Genomic DNA, 21,277 nt, shown 5'->3' on the forward strand with positions numbered 1-21,277 from the left:
TCACAAGAGTGCATATTGCCCGGGAAAGACCGCATACACTGAACCGAACGCCTGTGCGGGGGAAGGAGGAAGACCATGGGGCAGAGCTATCTGAAAAACGCCGCCCTCCTGACTGGGGCGGATGTCCTGCTGCGGCTGGCCGGGATGGGCCTGCGCATCTATCTGGCCAACGCCCTGGGCGGCGAGGGGATGGGGCTGTACCAGCTGGTGCTGGCGGTCTACTCGCTCTTTGTCACGCTGGCAACGGCGGGGGTCTCGGTGGCGGCCACCCGGCTGATGGCTGAGGAATTGGCCCGGGGCCGGGCACAGGCGCGGGGGATGCTGGTGCGCCTGGCGGGCACGGGGCTGCTGCTGGGTGCGGCGGCCATGGCGGCGCAGTACGGGCTGGCCGGGGCCGCTGCCCGGTGGTGGCTGGGAGATGTGCGGGCAGCGGGCGCGCTGCGGGTGTCGGCCTTCGGGATGCCCTGGATGGCCCTCTCGGCTGTGCTGCGGGGGTTCTTTATCGCCCGGCGGCGGGTGGAGCCCAACGTGCTGAGCCAGCTGGTGGAGCAGAGCGTGCGGATCGGAATCATCTGGTACGCGCTGGAATGGGGGAACGCGCCGGACGTGAGCGCCCGCTGCACGGCGGTGCTGGCCGCCACGGCGGTGAGCGAAGCGGTGTCGGCCTGCATCCTGCTGCTGTTTTACCGTGGGGAGGCGGTGCGTGCGTTCGGCGCAGAAAAGGCCCGACGGCCTGCGGACCCTGCCCGGCGGCTCTGGGAGATCCTGTGGCCGGTGGAGGGCGGGCGGTGCCTTGCCAGCGCCCTGCACACGGCGGAGAACATGCTGGTGCCCGCTTGCCTGACGGTCTGCCTGCTGGATGCCGGGGGCCGCAGTGCCGCGGTGGCCCAGTACGGCAGCCTGAAGGGGATGGCCCTGCCTCTGCTCACCTTTCCCTTCGGGCTGCTGGGGAGCCTTTCGGTGCTGCTGATGCCTGAGATCACCCAGGCCCACATCCGGGGCGAGCGCGCCCGGCTGGGCTGCCTGCTGGACCGGATGCTCCGGCTGACGGGCTGCTTCTCGGCGCTGGCGGGGGCGCTGTTCTGGGTGTGGGGCGAGCCGCTGGCCCTGCTGCTCTACCACAGCCGGGAGGCCGGGTTCTATCTGCGGGTGCTGGGCCCGGCCATGCCGCTGATGTATCTGGAGAGCATGGTGGACGGTGCCATGAAGGGGATGGGGGAGCAGAAGGCCGTGTTCCGGTACAGCCTGTGGGACGCGGTGCTCCGCATTGCGGGGGTGCTGCTCCTCCTGCCCAGATGGGGGATGAAGGGCTTTTTGTGGGTGATCCTGCTGTCCAGTGCCTATACCTGCCAGATGAATACGGCCCGTCTGCTGCACGTCAGCGGGCTGAAGCCCAGGCTCTGGCGGTGGCTGGGGGCTCCGGCGCTGGCGGCACTGGTCTCAGCGGGGGCGGGCGAGGGCCTGCGCACTCTGCTGGCGGGGTGGCTGGGCAGCGGAAGCACGCCCACCCGGCTGGCGGCGCTCTGCGCGGGCGGCTTTGGCATGGCGGCAGTCTGCCTTGCCGTGCAGTGGCCGCTGGGGCTGGGCGAAGAGGTGCGGGCCATCCTGCGGACGGAAAAATCCCGCAGGGAGCGGCAGAAAAGCCCGGAGAATCGGAATTGTTCTGGACACAGGGGGGAGAATTGAGTATAATACAATGGATATTATGGCAGAACAGGCGCATGGGGCTTTGGACCCTGTGGCCGGCAACGCCGGGAAAAACGGGTGCGGACAGATCCCGCCCCGATGCAAAAGAGGATTTTTGTGAAGAAAACAGAGAAGCTTGTGCCGCAGGTGTTGCTGCGCCGGATGATCCTGGTGCTGCTGGACGCGGCCATCGTGATATTCAGCTTTTACTTTGCCCTGCTGCTCCGGGCCGACGGCGCGGTGGAGGCCAGCTGGTGGCCCCACAACCGTGCCCTGCTCTACCAGAATCTGCCCTGGATCGTGGCGCTCTACCTGCTCAGCTTTCTGGCGGGCGGGCTGTACCATGTGCTCTGGAAGTATGCCGGGGAGCGTGACCTCATCCGTCTGGGCGGCATGATCGCCGTGCCCACGGGGGTGGTCTATTTCGTGAACCATTTCTGCGTCCATGGTGTGCTGTTCGATTCTGCCAACGCCATGGCCGCTGTCCTCATCTTCCTGCTGGTGGGGGGCAGCCGTCTGGCATGGCGGCTCTTCCTGAACCATCCCATCGGCGAGCGGCTGCGGGGCGTGCCCAACAAGGACCCCAACCGCCCCGTGATGATCGTGGGCGCGGGCGAGGCCGGTGCCTGGGCCATCAATGTCTGCAAATCCAACAGCAGCTACGGCCATCCCGTTGTGGCGGTGGACGATGACCTGGTCAAGCAGGGACAGACCATCCACGGCGTTCCGGTCAAGGGCACGCTGGAGCAGATCCCCCAGCTCTGCACCCAGTACAACATCCACAACATCATCATTGCCATCCCCACCCTGCGGGGCAGCAGGCTGAACCATGTCATCGACCTCTGCGTTTCCACCCACTGCCCGGTGCAGATCCTGAGCGACCCCCAGCTGGTGGGCAGCAACGGCCCCCAGCAGGGCGCGTTCCGTGAGCTGAACACCGCCGATTTCCTCTCCCGTGACGAGGTCACGCTGGACAACGAGAAGATCTCCGGCTACCTCACCGGCAAGACCGTGCTGGTAACGGGCGGCGGCGGCTCCATTGGCAGTGAGCTCTGCCGTCAGGTGATGCGCTTCCGGCCCGGCAAGCTGCTGATCTTTGATATCTACGAGAACTGCGCCTACGAGCTGCTGATGGAGCTGCAGCAGAAGTACGGCCGCGACATCCCCGTGACCGTGCTGATCGGCTCCATCCGGGATAAAAAGCGGCTGGACGAGGTATTTGAGACCTACCACCCCACCGTGGTGTTCCATGCAGCGGCCCACAAGCATGTGCCGCTGATGGAGATCAGCCCTGCTGAGGCCGTGAAGAACAACGTGCTGGGCACCAAGAACCTGCTCACCAGCGCCAGCGAGCACGACGTGGAGCGGTTCGTCCAGCTTTCCACCGACAAGGCGGTCAACCCCACCAGCGTGATGGGCTGCACCAAGCGGATCTGTGAGATGCTCATCCAGACCTTTGCGGGCAACACCGACATGAAGTGCGTGGCGGTCCGCTTTGGCAACGTGCTGGGCAGCCACGGCAGCGTGATCCCGCTGTTCGAGGCTCAGATCAAGAAGGGCGGCCCCGTCACCCTGACCGACCCCAACATCGAGCGCTACTTTATGACCATTCCCGAGGCGGCCCAGCTGGTGCTGCAGGCGGGCGCGCTGGCCGAGGGCGGCAGCATCTATGTGCTGGACATGGGCGAGCCGGTCAAGATCATGGATCTGGCCAAGCAGCTCATCCGCTTTTACGGCTACGAGCCGGGCGTGAATATGGAGATCAAGATCGTTGGCCTGCGCCCGGGCGAGAAGCTCTACGAGGAGCTGATGATGGACGAGGAGCAGGGCAAGATGCGCCGCACCGAGCACAACAAGATCTTTGTGGCATCGCCCCGGGACATCGACCTGGCCGTGTTCTACCAGCAGCTGCAGGATCTTGCCGCTGCCGCCCAGCACAACGACGAGGGCGTGGTGGATCAGCTGGAAAAGATGATCCCCACCTTTACCCCCACCAGAAAGAACCTGAAGACCTGATGCTATTGCACCGGAAACTGCCGGTGACGCTATAAAAATGAGAGGGAAGTATATTATGGAAAAGAGACCGTTTCTGACCGAAGAGCAGGCCCAGGAGATCATCCAGGACGTGCCCACCCCGTTCCACGTCTACGACGAAAAGGGCATCCGTGAGAACGCCCGCCGCATCAACAAGGCCTTCAGCTGGAACAAGGGCTTCCGGGAGTATTTTGCCGTCAAGGCGCTGCCCAACCCCATCATCCTGCAGATCCTGAAGGAAGAGGGCTGCGGCGTGGACTGCTCCTCCCTGACCGAGCTGATGCTGAGCGAGGCCTGCGGCTTTACCGGCAGCGATATCATGTTCTCCTCCAACCAGACCCCCGTGGAGGACATGAAGAAGGCATACGAGCTGGGCGCATACATCAACCTGGACGATGCCACCATGGTGGACTTCCTGGACCGTGTGGCCGGGATCCCCGAGAACATCTTCTGCCGCTACAACCCGGGCGGGACCTTCCAGCTGGGCGAGAGCGAGGAAGGCTTCCAGGTCATGGACAAGCCCGGCGATGCCAAGTACGGCATGACCGAGGAGCAGATGATCGAAAGCTACAAGAAGCTGATGGCAAAGGGCGCAAAGAACTTTGGCATCCATGCCTTCCTGGCCTCCAACACCATCTCCGATGCCTATTACCCTGAGCTGGCAGGCATCCTGTTCCAGCTGGCAGTCCGTGTGCAGAAGGCCACCGGTGCCCACATCGGCTACATCAACCTGTCCGGCGGCGTGGGCATCCCCTACCGCCCCGACCAGACCGAGAACGACATCATGGCCATCGGCGAGGGCGTGCGCCGGAAGTTTGAGGAGATCCTTGTGCCCGCAGGGATGGGCGATGTGGCCATCTTCACCGAGATGGGCCGCTTTACCACCGGCCCCTACGGTGCGCTGGTGGCAACTGCCATCCACGAAAAGCACATCTACAAGGAGTACATCGGTCTGGATGCCTGCGCTGCCAACCTGATGCGCCCCGCCATGTACGGCGCTTACCACCACATCACCGTGCTGGGCAAGGAGAACGCCCCCTGCGACCACAAGTACGATGTGGTCGGCGGCCTGTGCGAGAACAACGACAAGTTCGCCATTGACCGGATGCTGCCCAAGATCGACATCGGCGACCTGATCTACATCCACGACACCGGTGCCCACGGCTCCGCCATGGGCTACAACTACAACGGCAAGCTCCGCAGCGCCGAGGTCCTGCTCTGCGAGGACGGCTCTCACCGCCTCATCCGCCGCGCTGAGACCCCCCGCGACTACTTTGCAACGCTGGACTTCCTGCCCGCCATGAAGCCCCTGTTCGAGGGCTACGACGACTGAGTCCCCCTGAAAACCTGCGAGGTGTGATATGTTTTTTGGATTCCAGCTTACCTGCGGCCTGATGATGGTCTTTTACGGCTACTCGGTGATGAAGAATCCCCGTGTGTGGGGAGATCAGGGCCGTCAGGCGGTCAAGGCGGAGAATTTCCCGGAATACTGCCGCCAGAACGGCCTGTTCTTCCTGAAAGCGGGCCTGATCATGGCGCTCATCGGCGCGTTGGACGCACTGGTGAGCCTTTCCGGCGCGCTCTACGTCCTGCTGTATCTGTTCGGGCTGGCGTTCTCGTTCTATCCGCTGGTCAAATGGTGCCGCGAGAACGAGGGCTTCTCCTGGCCCTGGCCCCATGTGGAAAGTGAGAAGAAGCGGATCAGAAAGCTGCGCAGGGAGCAGGAACAGGAGCAGCAGAGCAACTCTGAGAAAAAATAAGAGAGAACCGGAATGCGGCGCTCTCCCTGAAGAAGGGAGGGCGCTGCTTTTGTCTGCTGAAGTTTCGACCCTTGACAGCCGGAGCCGCAGAACCTATAATGAAACCACGATGACCCCTCTTGAAACACATTTGGAGGTACAAAACCATGATCAACTATCCCAAGAATTATGCTCCTCTGGCGGAAGAGGAAATGGAGTACACCAGCGGCGGCCTGTCCATCAACTGGATGGCACTGGGCTCCACCGTTATGGGCCTGGCCACCAGCATGCTGGCCTACCTGAATGTCTCCAACATTGCCGGTGTGGCGGTCCAGCTGCAGAAGAAGGACCCCGAGAAGTACCCTGAGCCGGAAGGCACCATCAACGGCAACCTCATCATTGATTCCACCCTGACCTACTTCTCCAGCGTGGCAGGCATCGGCATGGGCCTGCTGAACATCGCTGCGGGCGTGGGCACCGTCTACCTGGGCATGAAGTCCGGTTCTTAAAAATTAGCACTGGACATTTGAGCCAAAACGTGGTATAATTCTTCCTGCATTCGCGGGCATCGTACATCGGCTAGTATATCAGCCTTCCAAGCTGAGGAGGTGGGTTCGATTCCCATTGCCCGCTCCATGCAGAAAAGGCGCTGATTCGTTCAGAATCGGCGCTTTTTATTTTGCCTGTAACCCACTTGACAATGGCAGCCTGATCCGCTATACTGAATATAGGATAAAACCACTATTTAATGGAGGCGGCGGCGTGCAGGAATACGAAATCGAATTTTATGACAAAGCCGATGGCTCCGAACCGGCGAAAGAGTTTATTCTGGCTCTGGATGCGAAAATGCGGGCCAAGGTCGTGCGCACGGTGGGGCTTCTCCGGGAGGAAGGGCCTTCACTGCGGGAGCCGTACTCCAAGCATCTGGAGGATGGCATTTTGAGATCCGCACCAAGTTCGGCTCCGACATTACCCGTGTGCTGTACTTTTTTGTGATCGGCAGAAGGATCATCCTTACGAACGGCTTTGTCAAAAAGACGCAGAAGACACCTGCTTCCGAGATCGCACTTGCAAAGCAGTACCGTGCCGATTATCTCAGCCGAAAGGAGTGCTCCAAATGACCAATTTCAATGATTTTCTCAACGAACAGATGAAAGACCCTGAGTTCAAGGCAGAGTGGGATGCCCTTGACCCCGAATTTGCTGTGATCGAGGCGATCCTTGCCGCCCGGAAGGAAAGCGGACTGACCCAGCAACAGCTTTCCGAGCGCACCGGCATTGCCCAGACAGACATCAGCAAGCTGGAGCGTGGCAACGGAAATCCTTCGCTTCGCACCCTGCAGCGGCTGGCTGCCGGGATGGGGATGCGGGTCAAGATCGAATTTGTTCCGGCAAAGTGAACCTCAAAGCAGATGGCCTGCGGGCTGTCTGCTTTTTTGATGGGGAGAGCTTGTTCACTTTACCTGTTTACTTTGAAGCGATTTTATAGTAAAATAAGATGAATAAATCAGGGGCAGGGGAAACTTTGGCCTGATGAGAGAAATGATTTAGGTGGTGTATTGATATGGCATTGAAATATCAGCGGATCCTTCTGAAGATCAGCGGCGAGGCCCTGGGCGGCGAAAAGGGCACCGGCTTTGACGAGCCGACCATGGACGCGATCTGCGGCGGCGTGAAAAAGGCCCACGACCTGGGCGTGCAGATCGGCATCGTGGTGGGCGGCGGCAACTTCTGGCGCGGCCGTTCCAGCGGCAAAATGGAGCGCACCCTGGCCGACAAGATCGGAATGCTGGCGACCGTGATGAACGCGCTGGCCGTCTCCGACAAGCTGGAGCAGCTGGGCGTGGAGACCGAGGTGTTCACCTCCATCACCATGCCGCAGGTGGCCCCCGCCTTTACCCGCAAGGATGCCCTGAAGGCCATGGCAGACGGCAAGATCGCCATCTTCGGCGGCGGCACCGGCAACCCCTTCTTCTCCACCGATACCACCACGGCCCTGCGTGCTGTTGAGGTGAGTGCGGATATCATGTTCAAGGCCACCATGGTGGACGGTGTGTACGACAAGGACCCCCATAAGTACCCCGATGCCAAAAAGTACGACACCCTGACCTTTACCAAGGTGCTGGAGGATCGTCTGGCTGTGATGGACGGCACTGCCGCCACCCTCTGCCGCGACAACAAGCTCCCCATCCTGGTCTTTGACCTGGCCGACCCGGACAACATTGCAAAGGCCGTGCAGGGCGAGAACGTGGGCACCCTGGTCTACGAGGGCTGAGCATAGCCCGCATCCCCATACCATAGAATGGAACAGGCAGCAATTACAGCGCCTGTGCAGAACAATATATAACAGGAGAAAAGGACAATGAGCAGCAACACCAAGGCATTTGAAGAAAAGATGAAGAGCTCCGTGGAGCATCTGGACCGCGAGCTGGCCGCTGTGCGTGCAGGCCGCGCCAACCCCGCCGTTCTGGACAAGGTGAGCGTGGACTACTACGGTGCCCCCACTCCCATCCAGCAGGTGGCCTCTGTGGCCGTGAGCGAGGCCCGCACCCTGACCATCACCCCCTGGGACCGCACCCTGCTGCGCGCCATCAGCAAGGCGATCATGGCCAGCGATGTGGGCATCACCCCCATTGATGACGGCTCCACCATCCGCCTGAACTTCCCGGCCCCCACCGAGGAGCGCCGCAAGCAGCTGGCAAAGGAAGTTGCCAAGCTGGGCGAGGAGGCCAAGGTGGCCGTGCGCAATGTCCGCCGTGACGCTATGGACAAGGCCAAGGCCATGAAGAAGGCCGGTGAGCTGACTGAGGACACCCAGAAGACCATGGAAGAAGAGGTCCAGAAGCTGACCGACAAGTATATCAAGAACATCGACGCAGCCGTTGAGGAAAAGCAGAAGGAGATCATGTCCGTCTGATCGCCGCGGCGAAACGAAACGTGTGAGGTGCCGTGCGCTGGAACGAGTGCGCGGCACTTTTTGCCGAAACCGGGGCAGGGAACCCCCGCCCCGCAAACGCAGGAGAATGATTATGAACCATCCCAAAGAATTTGCCGAGGGCCTTTCCATCGGCATCATCATGGACGGCAATGGCCGCTGGGCCAAGCAGCGGGGCCTGCCCCGCACCGCGGGCCACAAAAAGGGTGCCGCCGTATTTCAGGATATCGCCAACTACTGCGAGGAGCTGGGCGTTTCGTCCGTGACCTTCTACGCCTTCTCCACCGAGAACTGGAAGCGCCCGCTGGAAGAGGTCTCTGCCATTATGAAGCTGTTCGGCGAGTATCTGCTCAAGGGCTTCAACTATAAGGACCGCAACATCCGCATCAAGTTCCTGGGCGACCGGGCCGCGCTGGATGCAAAGCTCCAGAAGCTGATGAACGAGCTGGAGGAGGACTCCGCCGCCAAGACCGGCATGACCCTGAACATTGCCGTGAACTACGGCGGCCGCCCCGAGATCGTGCGGGCCGCCCGGCAGCTGGCCCAGCAGGTGGCAGCGGGCACCCTCAAGCCCGAGGACATCACCGAAGAGATGATGAGCGACCACATGTATACCGCCGGCCAGAAGGACCCGGATTTCATCCTGCGTCCCTCGGGCGAGAAGCGCCTTTCCAACTTCATGCTCTGGCAGGCCGCCTACGCCGAACTGGTGGAGATGGATGTGCTCTGGCCTGATTTCACCCGGGATGACCTGGATGCCGCCATCACGGAGTTCAACAAGCGCTCCCGCCGGTTTGGCGGCATCTGACCCTTGCAATTCCCAAAAGGAGAAATTTGAATGAAAACTCGTATCATAACCGCAATTGTGGGCATCCTCGTCCTGATCGGGGTGCTGTTCACCTTTGACACGCTGGTGTTCAATTTTGTCATTGCCGCCATTACCCTGATCGCCATCCACGAGGTCTTCAAGGCCCTGGGCTTTGGCAGAAAGGAATGGCCCATGTACGCCGTGTTTGTGCCCTACACCCTGCTGATCATGCTGTCCAGCTATCAGGTGTGGCGGCGGCTGGTCATGCCGGCCTCCTTTTTGATGGTGCTGTTCTTCGGCATCTATCTGGTGGTGCGCAACGCACAGGTGGATTTTGCAAAAGCCAGCGGTCTGGTGATGTTTTCCGGCATCGTGATCTTCTGCTTTTACTCCTTTATCCGTTTGAAGGAGCTGCTGCCGGTGGAGACCTACGGCTATGACGCGATGTTCTTTATTCTGCTCATCCTCTGCTTTGCCTGGGGCGGCGATACCTGCGCCTACTTTGCAGGCAGAGCCTTTGGCAAGCACAAACTCTGCCCCGTGGTCAGCCCCAAAAAGACCGTGGAGGGAGCCATTGGCGGCGTGCTGGGCACCATGGTGTTCGGCGTGATCGCCACCGTGATCTACTCCATTGCGGCCAACCGGATGGAGGCGTTCACCCGCACCAACATCGGCGTTTCGATGTACGTGATCATTGCCCTGCTGGCCTGCGTGGCCGCTGTGCTGGGCATCTACGGCGATCTGTTCGCCAGCGTGGTCAAGCGCCAGTGCGGCATCAAGGATTATGGCACCATCTTCCCGGGCCACGGCGGCATTCTGGACCGCTTCGACAGCGTCATGTTCATTGCGCCGTTCGTCACCATGGTGGTCATCGCTGTTTTCTATCACTGAATGCAGGAGGTAGCTTATGTCTAAAAAAATCACGCTGCTGGGTTCTACCGGTTCCATCGGCACCCAGAGCCTGGATGTCATCCGTGCCCAGGGGTATGAGGTGTTCGGCCTTTCCGCCCACAGCCATGTGGAGAAGATCCTGGAGCAGATCGAGGAGTTCCACCCCCGGTATGTCTGCATGACCGACCCCGATGCCGCCGCCCGGCTGGACGCGGCGCTGGCGGGCCGTGCCAACGCCCCCCGGCTGCTGACCGGCCCCGAGGGCCTGAAGGAGCTGGCCGCCATGGACGGCCCCGATGTGGTGCTGAACAGTGTGGTGGGCATCGCCGGTCTGGGTGCCAGCCTGACCGCCATTGAGAGCGGCCATGATCTGGCCCTTGCCAACAAGGAGAGCCTTGTTACGGGCGGTCACCTGGTGACCCAGGCCGTGGCAAAGCACGGTGTGAAGCTGCTGCCTGTGGACAGCGAGCACTCCGCCATCTTCCAGTGCCTGCAGGACAAGGAGAGCGCCAAGAGCCTGACCAAGATCCTGCTCACGGCCTCCGGCGGCCCCTTCTTCGGCATGAAGACCGAGGAACTGCGGGGCAAGACCAAGGCCGATGCCCTCAAGCACCCCAACTGGAACATGGGTGCCAAGATCACCATCGACTCTGCCACCCTGATGAACAAGGGCCTGGAGCTGATCGAGGCAGTCTGGCTGTTCGGCCTGCCCCCCGAGAAGATCCAGATCGTGGTGCAGCGCCAGAGCATTGTCCACTCTGCCGTGCAGTACAGCGATAACTCCATCATCGCCCAGCTGGGCGTGCCCGATATGCGCATCCCCATCCAGTACGCCCTGACCTACCCGGCCCGTGTGCCCGGTGTGGTGCCCGAGCTGGACTTTACCACCCTGAAGCTGCTGACCTTCGATGTGGCCGACGAGGAGACCTTCCGCTGCCTGGCTGCCTGCAAAAAGGCCATCAAGAAGGGCGGTCTGGGCCCCTGCGCCGCCAACGGTGCCAACGAGGAGGCAGTCAAGCTCTTCCTCGAGGATAAGATCGGCTTCCTCGATATCGGCCGTCTGGTGGAGGCTGTTGTGGACAGCGACAGCTTTGGCGGCGATTACACCCTGGCCGATGTGTATGAGTGCGACAAGATGGCCCGCGCCTTTGTGAGAGCGCACCTGTAAGGAGAACTGATGTCTTTTATTGTCACCTTTATTGCTGCGGTGTTCGTGTTCAGCGCCGTGATCGCCATCCACGAGTTCGGCCACTTCATGGTGGCAAAGCTCTGCGGCGTGCAGGTCAACGAGTTCTCCATCGGCATGGGGCCGGTGCTGTGCAAGCGGGTGCGCAAGGGCACCCAGTACAGCATCCGCGCCCTGCCCGTGGGCGGCTTTGTGGCGCTGGAAGGGGAGGAAAGCCCTGAGAGCAAGCAGGCGGAGGAACGGTCAAACCCCTCAGCCGCCGATGGCGGCAGCTCCCCTGATAGGGGAGCCCTTGGCATAGCGGAGACTTCCCCCGAGGAGGAAAAGCCTGCTGGTATTCCTCTGAATGAGGCCCCTGTCTGGCAGCGGGCCCTCATTATGCTGGCGGGTGCCGGGATGAACTTTGTGCTGGGCTTTGTGGTCATGGCCATCCTCATCACGGCCCAGAGCGAGCCCATCACCAGCAAGGTGCTCTATCAGGTGGAGGAAAACGCCCTCTGCGGCCAGACCGGCCTGCAGGCAGGGGATAAGATCCTTGCGGTGAACGGCCGCCGCTGCTTTGTGGCAAACGATATCCTCTATGAGCTGATGCGCACGGAGGACTACACCGCCGATTTCACCGTTCTGCGGGACGGCAAAAAGGTGGAGCTGCCCGGTGTGCAGTTCGACACCTGGCAGGATGACAAGGGCGAGACCCACATGAGCCTGGGCTTTACGGTCTACGGCATCAAAAAAACACCGCTGAACGTGCTGAAAGAGGCGGGCAACAGCGTGCTCTACTACGGGCGCATCATCTTTGCCTCCCTCTCCGACCTGCTGCGGGGGCGGGAGAGCATCAACGACCTCTCCGGCCCGGTGGGCATCGTAACGGCCATCGGGCAGGCCGCCAGCTACGGCTGGCAGGACCTGCTGGAGCTGCTGGCGCTCATCACCGTGAATCTGGGCATCTTCAACCTGCTGCCCTTCCCGGCGCTGGACGGCGGCAAGGTGGTGTTCCTGCTCATTGAGGGCGTGACCGGCCATGCCGTGCCCGAAAAGATCCAGAGCGGCCTGACCGTGGCAGCCTTTGCGCTGCTGTTCGGGCTGATGATTTTTGCAACTTACAACGATATCCTCCGGCTCATTACCGGGGCAATGTGATACGGAAAGGAAAACGACCATGCGGCAGCTGAAACGAGAAGTAAAGATCGGCAATGTGACCATTGGCGGCAACAACCCCATTGCGGTGCAGACCATGCTGAATGTCCCCGTGGAGGACATTGAGGGCAACGTTGCCCAGGCAAAGCGCTGTGAGGCGGCGGGCTGCCAGATCCTGCGTGTGACCTGCCCCAGCGCGGCGGATGCCAAGTGCATCGAGGCCGTGAAGAACGCGGTGAACATCCCCATCGTGGCGGATATCCACTTTGACTACAAGGCAGCGCTGGCCTGCGCCGACGTTGGTGTGGACAAGATCCGCATCAACCCCGGCAACATCGGCGACGACGACCGGGTCAAGGCCGTGGTGCAGGCCTGCCAGCAGAAGAACATCCCCATCCGCATCGGCGTGAACGGCGGCAGCCTGGAAAAGCACATCCTGGCAAAGTACGGCGCGCCCGTGCCCGAGGCCATGGTGGAAAGCGCCCTGTACCATGTCCGCCTGCTGGAGAAGTTCGATTTCAACAACATCGTCATCTCCATCAAGAACTCCAACGTGCCCCGCATGATGGAGGCCTACCGCCAGCTGAGCGCTGTGACCGATTACCCCCTGCATGTGGGCGTGACCGAGGCCGGTACTTACCAGATGGGCCTGCTCAAGAGCGGCATGGGCATCGGCGGGATGCTGCTGGAGGGCATCGGCGATACCATCCGCGTCTCGCTGGCCGCCGAGCCCGAGAAGGAAGTGGAAGCAGGCTACAACATCCTGCGCGCCGTGGGCTTCCCCGTGGCTGGCCCCGAGGTCATCACCTGCCCCACCTGCGGCCGCACCCAGTACCCCTGCACCGAGATCGCCAATGAGGTGGAAAAGCGCCTGCAGGGCTATAAGAAATCCATCAAGGTGGCCGTGATGGGCTGCGTGGTCAATGGCCCCGGCGAGGCCCGCGAAGCCGATATCGGCATTGCAGGCGGCAAGGGCGAGGCTGTCCTCTTCATCCACGGCCAGCCCATCAAGAAGCTGACCGGGGATAATATCCTCGACCAGTTCATGGAGGAGATCTATAAGATCTGAGAGACAACCCTCTCAGTCTCGCTGCGCTCGCCAGCTCCCCCAAAGGGGGAGCCAACGCATCTGCAAGGGGAGAGGGTGCTGACGGCTAAACCTCTCCGTCATCTTCGCTAACGCTCGATGCCACCTCCCCTAGTAGGGGAGGCCTTGGCATAGGGCTCATTTTTCGCAATGATCGCCTATCGGCTCTAAAACGCACTCCTGCCGCAAGGATAAGGCTTTGCGCCAGCAGGGCAAACAGGAGCGAAGCGCCAGACCACGAAAACGTGACGGCCTGCCAAGGGCTCCCCTATTAGGGGAGCTGCCGAGCGTCAGCGACGGCTGAGAGGTTTAACCCCGCCAGCACCCCCAAAAGGTCATGCTGCAATTGCCTCTCCCTTTGGGAGAGGTGGCATCCCGCAGGGATGACGGAGAGGGCGCAGGCGAAGCGCCTGAGAGGTTCAGAAATAACATCAAAAGGAGTAACCCATCGTGACACCACTTGTATCTCAGCTATGGCCGCAGTTCATGGCGGACCCGGATTTCGCGGCCAGTTTCGGGCGCGTGATCGTGGAGCATGCCCGGATGCTGCGGCAGGAGCGGCAGGTCGTTTTTACCCTGCGCAGTGCCGCCCCGCTGGACAAGGGGCTGTGCGCCCGGCTGCTGGCCTCCCTGCAGCCGGATTATGAGGGCTTTGAACTGAAGATCGACAACCTCTTCGGCTATGCCACGCTGGACGAAGCCGCCCTGCGGGAGCTGATGGAGGAGATGAAGCGGGACGGCATCCCCATCAACGGCTTTCTGGACCGGTGCCGGATCACCATCACCGGCCAGAACATCACGGTGGGGGTCTGCCACGGCACCAAGTTTTTGCAGGAGATGGAGTTTGAGCGCCTGCTGGCGGACCGTGTTGCCGCCCACACCGGTGTCAGGCCCAAAGTCACCCTGACAAGCGCGGTGGGCGAGGCCGAACAGCGCCAGATGGAGGAAAAGCTGGAGCGCAAGATCGCCCCGCCGGTGGTCAAGTTCGAGAAAAAGAACACCGCCCCCTCCATCAAGGTGGAGGGCCTTGACCTGACCGACAAGCCCGTGACCATTTTCCACGGCAAGATGTTCACCCCCAAGAACCTCACCCCCCTCAAGGACCTGGGCGGCGAGGGCGGCAAGTGCGTGATCTGGGGCGACGTGTTCTTTACCGAGGTCAAGGGCAACTACCGCAAGATCTACACGGTGTCCATCACCGATTACACCGGCTCCATCAACCTGAAGATCCGCGCGCAGGAAGGGGAGGACTGCTCCAAGTGGGAGAACATCCCCAAGGGCACCACCCTGCTGGTGCGCGGCGACTGCACCTACGACAAGTACGAGCACGACTACATCGTCTACCCCTACGATGTCCTGTTCGTGGAGCGGAAAAAGCGGGAGGACAACGCCCCGGAAAAGCGGGTGGAGCTTCACCTGCATACCAAGCTGTCCAGCATGGATGCCTTCTGCGACCCGGGCGGCATCGTCAAGCTGGCCCACCGGATGGGCCACCCTGCCATTGCCATCACCGACCACGGTGTCTGTCAGGGCTACCCGGAGGCCATGCTGGCCGCCGATGAGATCCACAAGAGCGACCCGGATTTCAAGCTGATCTACGGCTGCGAGGCCTACTTTGTGGATGATATGGTGCCCTGCGTCTACGGCGTGAAGGACCAGCCGCTGGACGGCGAGTTCTGCGTGTTCGACACCGAGACCACCGGCCTGGACCCCGGCGTGGAGTACCTGACCGAGATCGGCGCGGTGATCGTGCGGAACGGGGAAGTGGTGGAGGAGTTCGACACTTTTGTCAAGCCGGGCAAGCCCATCACCCCCAAGATCACCGAGCTGACCGGCATCACCAACGAGATGGTGGCCGATGCCCCCGGGGAGAAGGAAGCGCTGGAAGCCTTTCTCCGGTTCGCGGATGGCCGCATCCTGGTGGCTCACAATGCCCATGCGTTCGATATCCGCTTCCTGAAAGCTGCCGCCAAGCGCAGCGGCATTTCCTTTGAGCCGACCTATATCGACACCCTGACCATGGCCCAGGCCATGTACCCGGGCCTGCACAACTACAAGCAGGGGACCATCAACAAGCATCTGGAGCTGCCCAGCTACGAGGCCCACCGCGCCTGCGAGGACTCCGCCGCGCTGGGCCGCATCTTCTGCGTCATGCTCAGTGACCTTGCCGAGAAAGAGGTCACCACCGTGGAGGGCATCAACACCGGTCTGGGCGGCAACCGGGAGGTGCTGAAAAAGAAGTACTTCCACCTCATCATTCTGGTCAAGAACCAGATGGGCCTGAAGAACCTGTACAAGATCGTGAGCGAGGCCCACGTCAACTACTTCTTCAAAAAGCCCCGTGTGCCCCGCAGCCTGCTGAACAAGTACCGCGACGGCCTGATCCTGACCAGCGCCTGCGAGGCGGGCGAGCTTTACCGTGCCGTTGTGGAGGGGCGCTCCTACGAGGAACTGAAGAAGATCGCCTCCTACTACGACGTGCTGGAGATCCAGCCCCTGGGCAACAACGAGTATATGGTGCGGGACGGCAAGGTGGAGAGCGAGGAAGTCATCAAGGACTTCAACCGCACCATCATCCGGCTGGGCGAGGACCTGCACAAACCGGTCATCGCCACCGGCGACGTGCACTTTACCGAGCCGGAGGATGCCATCTACCGCACGGTGCTGCAGGCGGGCAACGGCTTCAAGGATGCGGACACCCAGCCCCCGCTGTTCTACCGCACCACTGAGGATATGCTGAAGCAGTTCAGCTACCTGCCCAAGGAAAAGGCCTACGAGATCGTGGTGACCAACCCCCGCAAGATCGCGGCCACCATCGACAACAACGTGCGGGCCATCCCGCGCGGCACCTACCCGCCCAGCATCGAGGGTGCGGAGCAGCAGCTGCGCGATGCCACCTGGGAACACGCCAGGCGGGATTACGGCGACCCCCTGCCCAAGATCGTGGAGGACCGTCTGAAAAAGGAGCTGGACTCCATCTGCGGCCACGGCTACGCTGTTCTGTACGTCATTGCCGTCAAGCTGGTGGCCTACTCCAACGCGGGCGGCTATCAGGTGGGCAGCCGTGGCTCGGTGGGCTCCTCTGCCGTGGCCCACTTCTCCGGCATTTCGGAGGTCAACAGCCTGCCGCCCCACTACCGCTGCCCCAAATGCAAGTACAGCGAGTTCATCACCGACGGCAGCGTGGACGACGGCTTTGACCTGCCCGATAAGGACTGCCCCCACTGCGGCACCCGGATGCTGGTGGACGGCCACGACATCCCCTTTGAGACCTTCCTGGGCTTCTACGGCGACAAGGAGCCTGATATCGACCTGAACTTCTCGGGCGAGTATCAGTCCAACGTCCACCGCTACACCGAGGAGCTCTTCGGCAAGGCCAATGTGTTCAAGGCGGGCACGGTGTCCGGCATTCAGGACAAGACCGCCTACGGCTACGTCAAAAAGTATCTGGAGGCCCGCGGCAAAACCGTCAACCACGCCGAGGAGAACCGCCTGACCCTGGGCTGCACCGGTGTCAAGCGCACCACCGGCCAGCACCCCGGCGGCATGGTGGTTGTGCCCGATACCTACGAGATCTACGATTTCTGCCCCATCCAGCACCCGGCGGATGATGTGGCGGGCGGCCTGCTCACGACGCATTTCGAGTTCAAGTACCTCCACGACACCCTGCTCAAGCTGGACGAGCTGGGCCACGATATGCCCACCTTCTACAAGTATTTTGAGGAGTACACCGGCATCCCCGTGGACAGCATCCCCATGAACGACCCCCGGGTGTACAGCCTGCTCACCAGCCCGGAGGAGCTGGGCGTGACCCCGGAGCAGATCGACAGCCAGACCGGCACCTTCGGCATCCCGGAAATGGGCACCAACTTCGTGCGCGGAATGCTGGTGGAGGCCCGGCCACGGAACTTTTCGGAGCTGATCCAGATCTCGGGCCTGTCCCACGGCACCGATGTCTGGACCGGCAACGCCGACGAGCTGATCCGCAGCGGCACCTGCACCATTGCGGAGGTCATCGGCTGCCGTGACAGCATCATGCTCTACCTGCTGCGCAAGGGGCTGGAGCCCAAGATGGCCTTTGATATCATGGAGGCTGTCCGTAAGGGCAAGGTGGCCAAGGGCGGCTTCAAGCCCGGCTGGGAAGAAGCCATGCGGGAGCACGAGGTGCCGGACTGGTACATCGAGTCCTGCCGCAAGATCAAGTATATGTTCCCCAAGGCCCACGCTGTGGCCTACCTGATGAGCGCCATCCGGCTGATGTGGTTCAAGCTCTACCGTCCGGCAGAGTTCTATGCCGTTTACTTCACCGTGCGCGGCGATGATATCGACTATGAGGCCGCTGTGGGCGGTGCGGCTGTGGCCCGCGCCCACATGGAGGCGGTGAAGCGCCGCCTGAAAGAGGAGAAGAACGCCAAGGACGAGGACGTGCTGGTCAGCCTGCAGCTGGTCAACGAGATGCTCTCCCGCGGGTATGCGTTCCTGCCCATTGAGCTGGGCAAGAGCCGCGGCAACAAGTATATCGTGGAGGATGGCAAGGTGCGCCTGCCCTTCTGTGCCCTGAAAGGCGTGGGCGGCACTGCCGCTGCCTCGCTGGAGCGGGCCACCATCGACGGGCAGGAGTATATCTCCGTGGAGGAGCTCCAGCAGGCCACCGGCGTGACCAGCGCCGTGCTGGAAAGCCTGCGCAGCGCCGGTGTGCTGGCAGACCTGCCCGAAAGCAGCCAGGTGAGCTTCTTCTGACCCCTTGACTTTTGGGGGGAGGCAGGCTCAGGCTCCGAATCGTTCATCAAGTGCAAAAAAAAAAAATCCCCTGCCAATATCCGGCAGGGGATTTTTGAGTTGTGTGGTGCAGCTGCTGCTGGCGGTGAACCCCCCAGTCGCCTTGCGGCGACAGCCCCCACTAGTAGGGGGGCCCTTGGCATGGCGTAAGGCTTTACCTTTTTGCCAAGGCCGCCCCTATTAGGGGCGGTGGCATCCCGCAGGGATGACGGTGGGGTTTGACTTCAGCAACTGCTTACGGCTGAACCCCCCAGTCGCCTGCGGCGACAGCCCCCGCTAGTAGGGGGGCCCTTGGCATGGCGTAAAGCTCGCCCTCTTTGCCAAGGCCGCCCCTACTAGGGGCGGTGGCATCCCGTAGGGATGACGGTGGGGTTTGACTTCCGGCAGCTGCTTACGGCTGAACCCCCCAGTCGCCTTGCGGCGACAGCCCCCGCTAGTAGGGGGGCCCTTGGCATGGCGTAAAGCTCGCCCTCTTTGCCAAGGCCGCCCCTACTAGGGGCGGTGGCATCCCGTAGGGATGACGGTGGGGTTTTTACCCATTCAGCCCGCTTCCCTCGCAGGGCATTGGCCCCTTTACGCTTCCTTTTCCATAGCGGCCAGCGGGGTCAGGTACTCCTTGCAGCACTCCTCGTACATGAGGGAGTATTCCTTGCTGGGGTTGTGGTGCATCAGGCTCTTGAGGGTGTGGGAATCGTAGTCATCGCCCTCGCTGGTGCCCACCAGACGGGCCGCCACGTTGGAGCAGTGGTCGGAGATGCGCTCCACATTGTTCAGCACATCCAGGAACACCACGCCGGTATCAATGGAGCAGATGCCATCCTTCAGGCGCTTGATGTGGCCGTCGCGGAGCTTCTCCACCAGAATGTCGATGACCTCTTCCAGCGGCTCCACCTGACGGGCCAGCGCGATGTCATCGTTCTCAAAGGCATCGTCGGTGCGGGTCAGGATCTGCTCCAGCGCGGAATCCAGCAGCTTCAGTTCGTTCTTGGCAATGTCGCTGAAGGAGGCCTCTTTCTCGTAGAGCTCCACAGCCTTTTCCTGAATGTTCACGGCGTAGTCGCCGATGCGCTCGAACTCGGTGACAAAGTTCAGCAGCTCGGTCACGGCGTGGCTCTCGTCGTCGCCCAGCTCCTGGTCAGTCATCTTGATGAGGTAGTTGGAGATCTCCACCTCCATCCGGTCGATGAGGTTCTCCCGCACATTGATGGCGCTCACCACGTCCTCATCCATCTTGAGCAGCAGGGGAGTGGAGAGGCTGACGTTGCGGGCGGCACGGCGGGACATCTTGACCACGGCGCTCTTGGCCTGCTGCAGGGCCACGGCCGGGCTCTTGAACAGACGCTCATCCAGCACGGGCATACTCATCTCCTGTGCTTCCTCGGCACTGTTGGGCACGGTGAGCATGGCCAGCTTGGAGAGCACACTGCTGAAAGGCAGGAACAGCAGCATGGCCGCCACACTGGAAAGGGTGTGGATGTTTGCAATGGTGCTCTTGTTCATCACGTCGCCCCACACCGGGATGCCGATGGTGTACCGCACGGCGTAAATGGCGCCCAGCAGCACAAAGCTGCCGATGATGTTGAAATACAGGTGGATCAGGGCGGCGCGCTTGCCGTCCTTGGAGGAGCCGCCGATGGTCAGCAGCGGGGTAAAGGCGGTGCCGATGTGGGCACCCAGAATGATGGGGATGGCGCTGCCAAAGGTGACAAGGCCAGTGCTGGACAAGGCCTGCAGGATACCCACCGAGGCCGAGGAGGACTGGATGATGACGGTGACGACCATGCCCACCAGCACACCCAGCACGGGGTTGGTCATGCTGACGAACAGCTCCTGAAAGGAGGCGCTCTCCCGCAGGGGGGACACGCCGGTGTCCATCAGGCTCATGCCCGTGAACAGGATGCCGAAGCCCAGCATGATCTGGCCGATGTTCTTCTTTTTGGCGTTGCGCAGGAACACATAAAAAATACAGCCGACAAATGCCACCACCGGCGCAAACGTCTTGGGCTGGATGAGGGTCAGCAGAAGGCTTTCACCCGAGATATCCGCCATGCGGATGAGCTGACCGGTGACCGTGGTACCAATGTTTGCACCCATGATGACACCCACCGACTGCGTCAGGGTCATAATGCCAGAGTTGACAAGGCCGACACAGATGACGACTGTGCCTGCGGAGGACTGGATCACGCCGGTGATGAGGGTGCCGAAAATGACACCCTTGATGGTGGAGGAGGTCAGCTTCTGCAGCACGCCCTGCATCTTGCCGCCCGCCAGCTTTTCCAGGCCGGCACCCATGATCGACATACCATAGAGGAACAGCGCAATACCGCCCAACAATGAGGTGATGTGTGTGATATCCATCTCGATACTCCTAAAAACTTCCTTTTGCTCTTAAAACAAACCAAGGACGGCCGCCCGGGGCTTCCTGCCCCGAACGCCGTCCTTTTTATTATAGCATTGAACTCCCCCGGACAACAAGCGTTATTTTACATGTTTTTTGCATTTTTACTGCATTTCCGCGCCGTTTTGTCCTTTTGTCAACTGTTCTTTTCTTATATTTTACAGGTATTTTACATTTGAACTTTCCCCGCGCGCTCCTGACATGCTTCCGGGAAGTGCCGGGAATATGTCATGCGGCCTCGTCCAGCTCCTCCATGGCCTCCCGCACCGTGTCTGCCGAGAAGAGGAACACCCCGCCCCGGGTATAAACCTCCACATGGCCGCCTACAGATCGGATCTCGTACTCACTCATGGTGTTCCCTCCTGTTCCTGCAGCCCGCCTCCGGGCCGCTCCTGTTTTGTTCGACAAGAGGAGTATACCAGATGTGGGGTACGATAAGGGGGACTTTCAGGAGTGCCTGGACAAAATATCAAAAACGACGATGCACTATACTGCTTTTCTCCCTCTTTTTTCGCATTTTTCACTCGAAAAATCGCCGGAACATACTCGTTGACGACACAACCAAAAGGTGTTACACTTTGGGTAACAAAACAACGCT

Annotated in this window: 18 protein-coding genes and 1 tRNA gene; 17 read left to right on the forward strand and 2 right to left on the reverse strand. The window is 61.1% G+C overall.

Translation table 11 applies throughout. From position 1 onward, the window contains the following. The first annotated feature begins 75 nt into the window (after positions 1-75). From MTP40_RS05920 to MTP40_RS05995, 17 genes are all read left to right on the forward strand, one after another. Positions 76-1,686 carry a putative polysaccharide biosynthesis protein gene (locus tag MTP40_RS05920; RefSeq protein ID WP_249259990.1) on the forward strand — a complete coding sequence of 537 codons (1,611 nt, stop codon included), beginning with the start codon at positions 76-78 and terminating at the stop codon, positions 1,684-1,686. Positions 1,687-1,803: 117 nt separating this feature from the next. Then, a complete protein-coding gene (locus tag MTP40_RS05925) occupies positions 1,804-3,702 on the forward strand; it encodes a polysaccharide biosynthesis protein (protein WP_117535184.1) in 1,899 nt (632 codons plus the stop codon). A 55-nt stretch (positions 3,703-3,757) separates the two neighbouring features. Next, positions 3,758-5,053, forward strand: a complete 1,296-nt coding sequence (locus MTP40_RS05930) for a diaminopimelate decarboxylase family protein (protein ID WP_223453982.1) — start codon at positions 3,758-3,760, stop codon at positions 5,051-5,053. A gap of 28 nt (positions 5,054-5,081) precedes the next feature. Next, entirely contained in the window at positions 5,082-5,480 is a 399-nt protein-coding gene (locus MTP40_RS05935; protein WP_249259991.1) for a hypothetical protein, read from the forward strand. A gap of 146 nt (positions 5,481-5,626) precedes the next feature. After that, positions 5,627-5,968: a hypothetical protein gene (locus tag MTP40_RS05940; protein ID WP_005933882.1), complete on the forward strand. Its 342-nt coding sequence runs from the start codon at positions 5,627-5,629 to the stop codon at positions 5,966-5,968. Between the two features lie 52 nt (positions 5,969-6,020). After that, positions 6,021-6,095: transfer RNA gene (locus MTP40_RS05945), tRNA-Gly, on the forward strand. Positions 6,096-6,221: 126 nt separating this feature from the next. After that, positions 6,222-6,455 (forward strand): type II toxin-antitoxin system RelE/ParE family toxin, encoded by a 234-nt coding sequence (locus MTP40_RS05950; protein ID WP_442900443.1) that lies wholly within the window; start codon positions 6,222-6,224, stop codon positions 6,453-6,455. Then, complete coding sequence (locus MTP40_RS14510; RefSeq protein ID WP_442900444.1) at positions 6,452-6,580, forward strand: type II toxin-antitoxin system RelE/ParE family toxin; 129 nt, start codon at positions 6,452-6,454, stop codon at positions 6,578-6,580. Before MTP40_RS05950 ends, MTP40_RS14510 begins: the two co-directional genes overlap by 4 nt. Beyond that, positions 6,577-6,858, forward strand: coding sequence for a helix-turn-helix domain-containing protein (locus tag MTP40_RS05955; protein ID WP_035394514.1), 282 nt, complete (start codon positions 6,577-6,579; stop codon positions 6,856-6,858). The genes MTP40_RS14510 and MTP40_RS05955 overlap by 4 nt, the downstream gene beginning before the upstream one ends. A 164-nt stretch (positions 6,859-7,022) precedes the next feature. After that, positions 7,023-7,733, forward strand: coding sequence for a UMP kinase (gene pyrH / locus MTP40_RS05960; protein WP_005933880.1), 711 nt, complete (start codon positions 7,023-7,025; stop codon positions 7,731-7,733). Positions 7,734-7,820: 87 nt separating this feature from the next. Then, complete coding sequence (frr, locus tag MTP40_RS05965) at positions 7,821-8,375, forward strand: ribosome recycling factor (protein WP_005933879.1); 555 nt, start codon at positions 7,821-7,823, stop codon at positions 8,373-8,375. Positions 8,376-8,487: 112 nt separating this feature from the next. After that, a complete protein-coding gene (uppS, locus tag MTP40_RS05970) occupies positions 8,488-9,201 on the forward strand; it encodes a polyprenyl diphosphate synthase (protein WP_117476860.1) in 714 nt (237 codons plus the stop codon). Positions 9,202-9,231: 30 nt separating this feature from the next. After that, positions 9,232-10,092, forward strand: coding sequence for a phosphatidate cytidylyltransferase (locus tag MTP40_RS05975; protein ID WP_005933875.1), 861 nt, complete (start codon positions 9,232-9,234; stop codon positions 10,090-10,092). Positions 10,093-10,108: 16 nt separating this feature from the next. Continuing rightward, positions 10,109-11,260 (forward strand): 1-deoxy-D-xylulose-5-phosphate reductoisomerase, encoded by a 1,152-nt coding sequence (gene dxr, locus MTP40_RS05980; protein WP_099357205.1) that lies wholly within the window; start codon positions 10,109-10,111, stop codon positions 11,258-11,260. A 9-nt stretch (positions 11,261-11,269) separates the two neighbouring features. Further along, positions 11,270-12,418 (forward strand): M50 family metallopeptidase, encoded by a 1,149-nt coding sequence (locus tag MTP40_RS05985; protein WP_249259992.1) that lies wholly within the window; start codon positions 11,270-11,272, stop codon positions 12,416-12,418. A 19-nt stretch (positions 12,419-12,437) separates the two neighbouring features. Continuing rightward, a complete protein-coding gene (gene ispG, locus MTP40_RS05990; protein ID WP_005933865.1) occupies positions 12,438-13,484 on the forward strand; it encodes a flavodoxin-dependent (E)-4-hydroxy-3-methylbut-2-enyl-diphosphate synthase in 1,047 nt (348 codons plus the stop codon). 504 nt (positions 13,485-13,988) lie between these two features. Next, positions 13,989-18,242 (forward strand): PolC-type DNA polymerase III, encoded by a 4,254-nt coding sequence (locus MTP40_RS05995; RefSeq protein ID WP_442900448.1) that lies wholly within the window; start codon positions 13,989-13,991, stop codon positions 18,240-18,242. Between the two features lie 612 nt (positions 18,243-18,854). Here MTP40_RS05995 and MTP40_RS06000 read toward each other — a convergent pair. Beyond that, positions 18,855-20,639, reverse strand: coding sequence for a Na/Pi cotransporter family protein (locus tag MTP40_RS06000; RefSeq protein ID WP_249259994.1), 1,785 nt, complete (start codon positions 20,637-20,639; stop codon positions 18,855-18,857). A 268-nt stretch (positions 20,640-20,907) separates the two neighbouring features. After that, positions 20,908-21,030, reverse strand: a complete 123-nt coding sequence (locus MTP40_RS14435) for a hypothetical protein (RefSeq protein WP_255536694.1) — start codon at positions 21,028-21,030, stop codon at positions 20,908-20,910. Positions 21,031-21,277: the final 247 nt, after the last annotated feature.

The organism is Faecalibacterium sp. IP-3-29, from assembly GCF_023347335.1.
GTDB lineage: Bacteria > Bacillota > Clostridia > Oscillospirales > Ruminococcaceae > Faecalibacterium > Faecalibacterium duncaniae.